The organism is Arthrobacter sp. H41 (genome assembly GCF_000520535.1).
GTDB lineage: Bacteria > Actinomycetota > Actinomycetes > Actinomycetales > Micrococcaceae > Arthrobacter_D.
On sequence record NZ_KI914790.1, the window covers coordinates 26,016 to 32,328 of the forward strand.

Annotated in this window: 7 protein-coding genes, 2 tRNA genes and 1 pseudogene; 6 read left to right on the plus strand and 4 right to left on the minus strand. The window is 64.1% G+C overall.

The window, feature by feature from the left end; genetic code table 11:
• Positions 1-52: 52 nt before the first annotated feature.
• Both Y705_RS0108550 and Y705_RS0108555 read left to right on the plus strand, forming a co-directional pair.
• Positions 53-124 (plus strand) — tRNA-Thr (locus Y705_RS0108550).
• 55 nt (positions 125-179) lie between these two features.
• Positions 180-253: transfer RNA gene (locus Y705_RS0108555), tRNA-Met, on the plus strand.
• Between the two features lie 77 nt (positions 254-330).
• Here Y705_RS0108555 and Y705_RS0108560 read toward each other — a convergent pair.
• From Y705_RS0108560 to Y705_RS0108570, 3 genes are all read right to left on the minus strand, one after another.
• Positions 331-1,209 (minus strand): DUF4097 family beta strand repeat-containing protein, encoded by an 879-nt coding sequence (locus Y705_RS0108560; RefSeq protein WP_026532561.1) that lies wholly within the window; start codon positions 1,207-1,209, stop codon positions 331-333.
• 67 nt (positions 1,210-1,276) lie between these two features.
• Complete coding sequence (locus tag Y705_RS0108565; protein ID WP_026532562.1) at positions 1,277-1,795, minus strand: histidine kinase; 519 nt, start codon at positions 1,793-1,795, stop codon at positions 1,277-1,279.
• Positions 1,796-1,969: 174 nt separating this feature from the next.
• Positions 1,970-2,455: a MarR family winged helix-turn-helix transcriptional regulator gene (locus Y705_RS0108570; RefSeq protein WP_026532563.1), complete on the minus strand. Its 486-nt coding sequence runs from the start codon at positions 2,453-2,455 to the stop codon at positions 1,970-1,972.
• A gap of 89 nt (positions 2,456-2,544) precedes the next feature.
• Here Y705_RS0108570 and Y705_RS0108575 point away from each other — a divergent pair, with 89 nt between their 5' ends.
• The 4 genes from Y705_RS0108575 (at position 2,545) to Y705_RS18520 (ending at position 5,589) form a co-directional block, all read left to right on the plus strand.
• Positions 2,545-3,123 (plus strand): NADPH-dependent F420 reductase, encoded by a 579-nt coding sequence (locus Y705_RS0108575; RefSeq protein ID WP_026532564.1) that lies wholly within the window; start codon positions 2,545-2,547, stop codon positions 3,121-3,123.
• A 90-nt stretch (positions 3,124-3,213) separates the two neighbouring features.
• Complete coding sequence (locus Y705_RS0108580) at positions 3,214-3,648, plus strand: DoxX family protein (protein ID WP_026532565.1); 435 nt, start codon at positions 3,214-3,216, stop codon at positions 3,646-3,648.
• Between the two features lie 183 nt (positions 3,649-3,831).
• Positions 3,832-4,299: a MarR family winged helix-turn-helix transcriptional regulator gene (locus Y705_RS0108585; protein ID WP_026532566.1), complete on the plus strand. Its 468-nt coding sequence runs from the start codon at positions 3,832-3,834 to the stop codon at positions 4,297-4,299.
• Between the two features lie 6 nt (positions 4,300-4,305).
• Positions 4,306-5,589, plus strand: coding sequence for an MFS transporter (locus tag Y705_RS18520; protein WP_081737921.1), 1,284 nt, complete (start codon positions 4,306-4,308; stop codon positions 5,587-5,589).
• A 50-nt stretch (positions 5,590-5,639) separates the two neighbouring features.
• On the opposite strand, the pseudogene Y705_RS0108595 reads toward Y705_RS18520, so the two are convergent.
• A pseudogene (locus tag Y705_RS0108595) lies at positions 5,640-6,313 on the minus strand (NADP-dependent phosphogluconate dehydrogenase); the annotation flags it as partial.

Here is a 6,313-nt window from a genome sequence, read left to right on the forward strand (position 1 = left end):
CGGTCGACGATTTCACACCAGCGGCGGGGAACTGGTAAAGTTTCTTGCTGTTGCCCCCCTAGCTCAGTGGTAGAGCGCGTTCTTGGTAAGAACGAGGTCACCGGATCGATTCCGGTGGGGGGCTCGAAAATGAGGGGCCCGCATCCAATAGAATGATGGTTGCGGGCAAGCTCATTTATGGCGGTGTAGCTCAGCTGGTTAGAGCGCACGACTCATAATCGTGAGGTCCCGGGATCGAGTCCCGGCACCGCTACAGATGGAAACCTCCGGAAGCCGATGGCTTCCGGAGGTTTCTTGCCTCCGCTCCTCAATGCTTGTCAGTTGGGGCGTCTATCCTCTTCCGGCCCTGGCTTGGTGCGTACGCGAGCGGTGAACTTCGATGTTCCCGTAGGACGTGCGGGCGCGGACCTCGACCGTCTCCAGTGATTCCCCGGGCCCCTCGGATGCGCTCAACGAATTGCGTACTTTTCCATACTGCGTGCTCGCATCGAGCCAGGCCGCAGTGCCTTCCGGGATGCCCACCGCAACGTCCCCGGCAGCTGTTTCAAGGACGACGGAGCCGCGGACGGCTTCACCGATCCGAACGTTTCCATTGGCGGATTTCGCGGCGACCGAGACCTGTGCACGGCCGATCGAGATATTTCCGTTGGCGGCCTTGATGCGGAGGTCCCCGGTGGTCTCACCCACGTGGATATCCCCGTCTGAATTCTTGATGGTGGCAGGGCCGTCGACGCCGTTGATGGTGATGTCGCCCGAGCCGGTCTTGACGTCGACATCACCGACTGCCTGGTCGAGGACGATGTCGCCATAGCCCGTCTGGGCTCGTACCGCACCTGTCCGGTCGAGCCGGATACGGCCCACCCCTGTCTTGAGCTCGCATCGCCCGAGTTCTCCGCCACATTCGAAGCGGCCCATTCCGGCATCGCCGCGGATCTCGGAGCGGGATGGAAGACCAACGGTGACGTCGACGGAGCCGTTGTGCCTCAGGATCGCGTACCGCTTCCATTCCTTGGGTCCCTGGATGAGTAGGGTGCCATTGGAGAACTCGACACGCGTCTGCTCTGCGGCCCTGATGTCGGAGGCCCTGGCCTCGTTGCTCGGACGTACGTCGACGACGGCGTCATCGCGGTCACTGGCTGTGACTCGGACCTCTCCGACGCTGAGATCGACGATGAGGGATATCGGTTCGGAAGTTACGAAACTCGGCATGAGGTTTCCCTTGTTCGAATGGGATGGCTTTCGGGGAGGGAGGGCGGCGAAACCGAAGCGTTGGGCATCACTGTACCCATCCGCTGTAACGGCGTCCGCTCGACGGCTTCCGCGCGCCGGGCCGCGAACCCGGGCCCGCCTGATCAAGAGAGGCAGTGACGGAACGGACAAGCCATGAGTTGACCGAAAGCTTCTCACGCGCGGCAGCTTCCTCGATGCGTGATTTGAGCTGTTCCGGCAGGCGCAGCGTGACCCTTGATGTTCCAGTCTCCTCGGCGCCGTCGGCCACGCCGGGGAAGCGGGCATCGGAGTCGTCGGAGCCGCCGTCGAAATCCGCACTTGGTGCCGGTGACGTCACCACGAACTCGGGGTTCCGTCCACGAAGGCGGACATCTACAGAGCTCGGTGCAAGTTCGCGGGTGATTTCAGCTGCTGCGGCAGCCAGCGCTTCCAGCAGGACCAGCCGGGTCGCTGTCTCGAGTGGTGCGGTAAGACGATCTGCGAGATCGCGCGCCTGCTGGCCGCCTGCTTCGGCCGCGGCTCCCAGTTGTTGTTGGAGGTCGTCGACATACTGTTGCAAATCCATGACACCAGAGTGACGTCACTTAGGCGTCATGTCAAGCATCCGGGGCATTGACGCCGACTCGACAGCCCTGGGGGCGGCAAGTCTTTACAGGGCGCTTCCACGCAGAATCGTTTCGCCATGTATATGGGAGCGGAATTTTCCATTCACATCAGGGTGCCGCACCCCGATAGGGCATCACGGCTGGGCGGAGACGAACATTCGGGCGTCGGGGTCGAGCCGCTTGAGCAGTTGGGCCGCAATGAGGGACAACTGGGCAATCTGTTCGGGAGTGAGCTGGTCAAGGACCAGGTTGCGCACGTTCGTTACATGCCCCGGCGCTGACCGAAGCACCTTCTGCCACCCCGCTTCGGTGAGGGTGACGTTCTTCGCCCGGCGATCCTCGCTGCACTCGGTCCGTTCCACGAGGTGCTTTTTCTCAAGGCCGGTCAGCACCCGGGACAAGCGCGGCAGGGTAGCGTTGGTCTGCGCGGCGAGCCCGGCGACGCGCAGGGTCCGGGACGGAGCTTCCGACAGCATGGCGAGCACAAAGTACTCGAAATGCGTCAGCTGAACGTCACGGGTGAGCTGGGCATCAAGTGCGCCCGGCAGTAGCTCGAGCACTGCGGCCAGCCGGATCCACGCGGTTCGCTCATCCTCGGTCAACCACTGTGTATCAGTCATGGACCTATCCTAATTGATGGTTGTATCTACAAGTAATCGATGTTAGCCTAATTGTTGTACCTACAAGTTTTAACTCAAAGGAGCACCTCATGACCTCATTCACCATTTTCGGTTCAGGCAACATGGGCACCGCGATCGCCGGTGTTGTTGCGGCGGGCGGCTCATCGGTCGAACACATCGGTTCCCAGGATGCCGGTGCCACGGTTAATGGGGACATCGTTGTCCTCGCTGTCCCTTATCCTGCGCTGCAGGAAATTGCCGGGCGCTACGGCGATCAGCTGGCCGGGAAAATTGTTGTCGACATCACCAATCCGCTCGACTTCGACACCTTCGACTCCCTGGTGGTCCCGGCCAACAGTTCCGCCACCGCTGAACTCGCTGCAGCACTGCCCTCCTCGCGGGTGCTGAAGGCGTTCAATACCAGCTTCGCCGCCACACTGGGCTCCAAGGCTGTTGGCCCCAACCAGACCACCGTGCTCATCGCCGGTGACGACGCCGCGGCCAAGGACGCGCTCGCCGCCGCCGTGAAGGGTGGCGGGGTGGACGCCGTGGATGCCGGTTCACTCACCCGTGCCCGCGAACTGGAAGCAATGGGCTTCCTGCAGCTGACCCTGGCTGCTGGCGAAAAAATTCAGTGGACCGGCGGATTCGGGCTGGTTCGCCAGTAGTAGCACCTGTTTCGGCGACGCCGGCCAGCTGGCGTCGCCTCAATGCTCACCTCGGTGCCTTACGGCCCACCCCAGAGAAGGAATTCCTCAATGAAAAACCCAACGCAGTCCACAATCGCGCGCGCTCTTCTGCGCGTCGTCGTCGGCTTCCTCTTCGCCGCCCACGGCTGGCAGAAGTTCAATGAGTGGACCATCGCCGGGACCCAGGCCGCCTTCGGCGAGATGGGAATCCCCCTGGCCGAGATCGTGGCCCCACTGATCGCCATCCTGGAACTGGGTGGCGGTATCGCCCTCATCATCGGCGTCCTCGCCCGGCCCATCGCGCTCCTGCTCACCCTGGACATGCTCGGCGCCCTGGTGCTGGTCCACCTCAATGCGGGCGTCTTCGTAGCCAGCAACGGCTTCGAGCTGGTCCTGCTGCTCGGCACAGCCGCCCTGGCCATCGCGCTGGTCGGGCCCGGCCGGCTCTCGGCCGACCACGCACTGTTCGCCGGACGGAAGTCCAGGTTGAGCGCGCTCGCGTAGTCCTCAGCGCCACAGTGATCCTGTCCGCGCAGGAACCAGCGTCGCGTTCGGCGGCACCGGCTCTCTTGCCGGTGCCGCTTCCATGCGGTCGACCATCAGCTTTCTGGGGACGGCGGTTCAACGCCGCTCAGTGGAACGCGGACCGTCGAGTGCGAGCCGGCGGCCGCGCCATATGCTGAGGAGATGGACAATATCGAACCGGACGCGCCACAGCCCCAGGTGGTGGACCCCCGGGCCCTCGCCGTGGCGTTGATTGATATCTCCTCGGACGTGCGGCGCAAATCGCACGAGGGCACGAAAGTTCCCCTGCTCCCGAACGGAGTGCTCGACATTCTGCGCGTGATCGAGGACCATCCCGGGATCACGGTTGCTGAAGTGGCCTCCCGCCTTGACCGGCAGCTCAGCAATGTCAGCACCCAACTGCGGGAACTGGTGGCGCGAGGGCTGGTGACCCGCACCCGCGACGCCGCGGACAAGCGCTACGTCACGCTGCATCCCACAACAGAGTCCCTCCGCATCAAGACACTCCTTGAGGCGGCCTGGGCCGGCGCCCTCGCCGGAGCGGCATCCGAACTGCTCCCAGCTGAGCAGGCACAGATCCAGGAAAGCCTGCCTGCCCTCCAGCGTCTCGCCTCGATTCTCGGCGACTAGGTTCGTCTGGTCCATGCTGTCTTCCTCCTGCTTGGCGGTCGCATCTCGGATTTCTGGGGGCGTAAGCGGACCTTTATCTGGTCTGCCACCGGATTCGCCGTCGCGTCCATTCTCGGCGGCATTGCTCAAGACCCATCGGTCCTCATCGGCGCCCGCGCGCTGCAGGGCGTGTTCGCTGCCCTGCTGGCACCATCCGCTCTCGCCCTTCTCACCGTTGCGTTCCCCGGTGGCAGAAGCCGTGGCACAGCATTCGCGATTTTTGGCTCCCTCAGTGGTGTCGGGGCTGCCATCGGCGTTCTGCTTGGCGGATACCTGACCGAATACGCCTCCTGGCGCTGGTGCTTCTATGTCAATGTGCCGATTGCCATCGTTGCCCTCATCGGCGTTGCTGCCCTGGTCCGCGAAAGCAAAGCAGAAGGCTCGACCAGATATGACTGGCCAGGCGTCATCCTGGCCGCTCTGGGTTTGGGCTCCCTGGTCTACGGTTTCACCAACGCCGAGCATGGCTGGGGCGCGCCCGGAGCCTGGGGCTTCATCCTTGCCGGCGTTATCCTGATGGTGCTGTTCGTCCTGGTCGAAGCCCGGGTGAAGCACCCGCTTCTGCCGCTGCGCATCGCCACCGAACGTAACCGTGGGGCGGCGTTCCTCGCCTCCTTCCTCGCAGGCGCTGTCCTCATAGGCGGCATCCTGTTCATCAACTACTACCTCCAGATCGTGCTCGGGTTCGCGCCATTCATGGCCGGCCTCGCGTCGCTGCCCATGACCGTCGTGCTGATCATCACCGCCGCCGTCGTCGCCAGGAACCTGCCCAAACTCGGTGCGAAGATTCCCACCGCAGCTGGTCCGGTCTTTCTGGCTGCCGCCATGCTGTGGCTCACGCAAGTCAGTGCCGATGGCAGCTACGCGGTCAACATGCTGCCCGCACTCATCCTGATGGGCGTGGGCCTGGGCACGGTGTTCGTGCCCATGCAGAACCTCGCCCTGTTCGGAGTCGATAAGGATGGTTCCGGCGTCGCCAGCGCGCTGGTGAACGCATCCCAGCAGATCGGTGGTTCACTCGGTATCGCCCTGTTCAGTACCATCGCAGCCGCTGCCACCGCCGCCTCAGATGGGACCACTGCTGCCTCGGGTGGGACCACCGCGGAGGCTCTGACCAGCGGCTACTCCGCGGTCTTCCTCTGGGCCGCAGCGGTGGCGATCCTGATCACGCCGATCGCGCTGCTGCTCATCACCATCAGCCGCAGAACCTTCAGCGGAACCGACGACGAACCGCACATCCATCCTGGCTGAGCCACGCCCACAAAACCGCCCTCCCATCGAGTGGGAAGGCGGTTTTGTTGTCAGTGGGTGTCGGTGGCCTCGATTTCGGTTTTGTCTTCGCCCCAGAGGGTGTGGAAGGTGCCGTCGGTGTCGACGCGCTGGTAGGTGTGGGCTCCGAAGAGGTCGCGCAGGCCCTGGGTCAGGGCCGCGGGCAGGCGTTCCCGGCGCAGGCCGTCGTAGTAGGCCAGGGACGCGGAGAACACCGGTACCGGAATCCCGAGCCGCACCGCGGTCGCCACGACCCGGCGCCAGGCCGGCACGGCGCCGGCGATCGACTCGGCGAACGCGGGGGCCAGCAGCAGGTTCGCCGGGCGGGTCTCGGCCTGGGCGTAGGCTTTCATGATGTCATCGAGCAGTTCGGCGCGGATGATGCACCCGGCACGCCACAGCGAGGCGATCTCCTCGAGTTTGAGCTCCCACCCGTATTCCTTCGCCGCATTCGTGAGCATATCGATGCCCTGGGCGTAGCTGACCAGCTTCGAGGCATACAGGGCCAGGCGCACATCCTCCACGAAGGACTCCGGGACCTCGATAGATTCCTCGTGTCCTTGCAGGATGCCCTGCGCCAGGACCCGCTGTTCCTTCTGGGAGGACAGGGCCCGGGCGAACACGGACTCCGCGATCCCCGAGGTCGGGCTGCCCAGTTCCAGGGCCGAGACCACCGTCCACCGCCCGGTGCCCTTCTGCCCAGCGG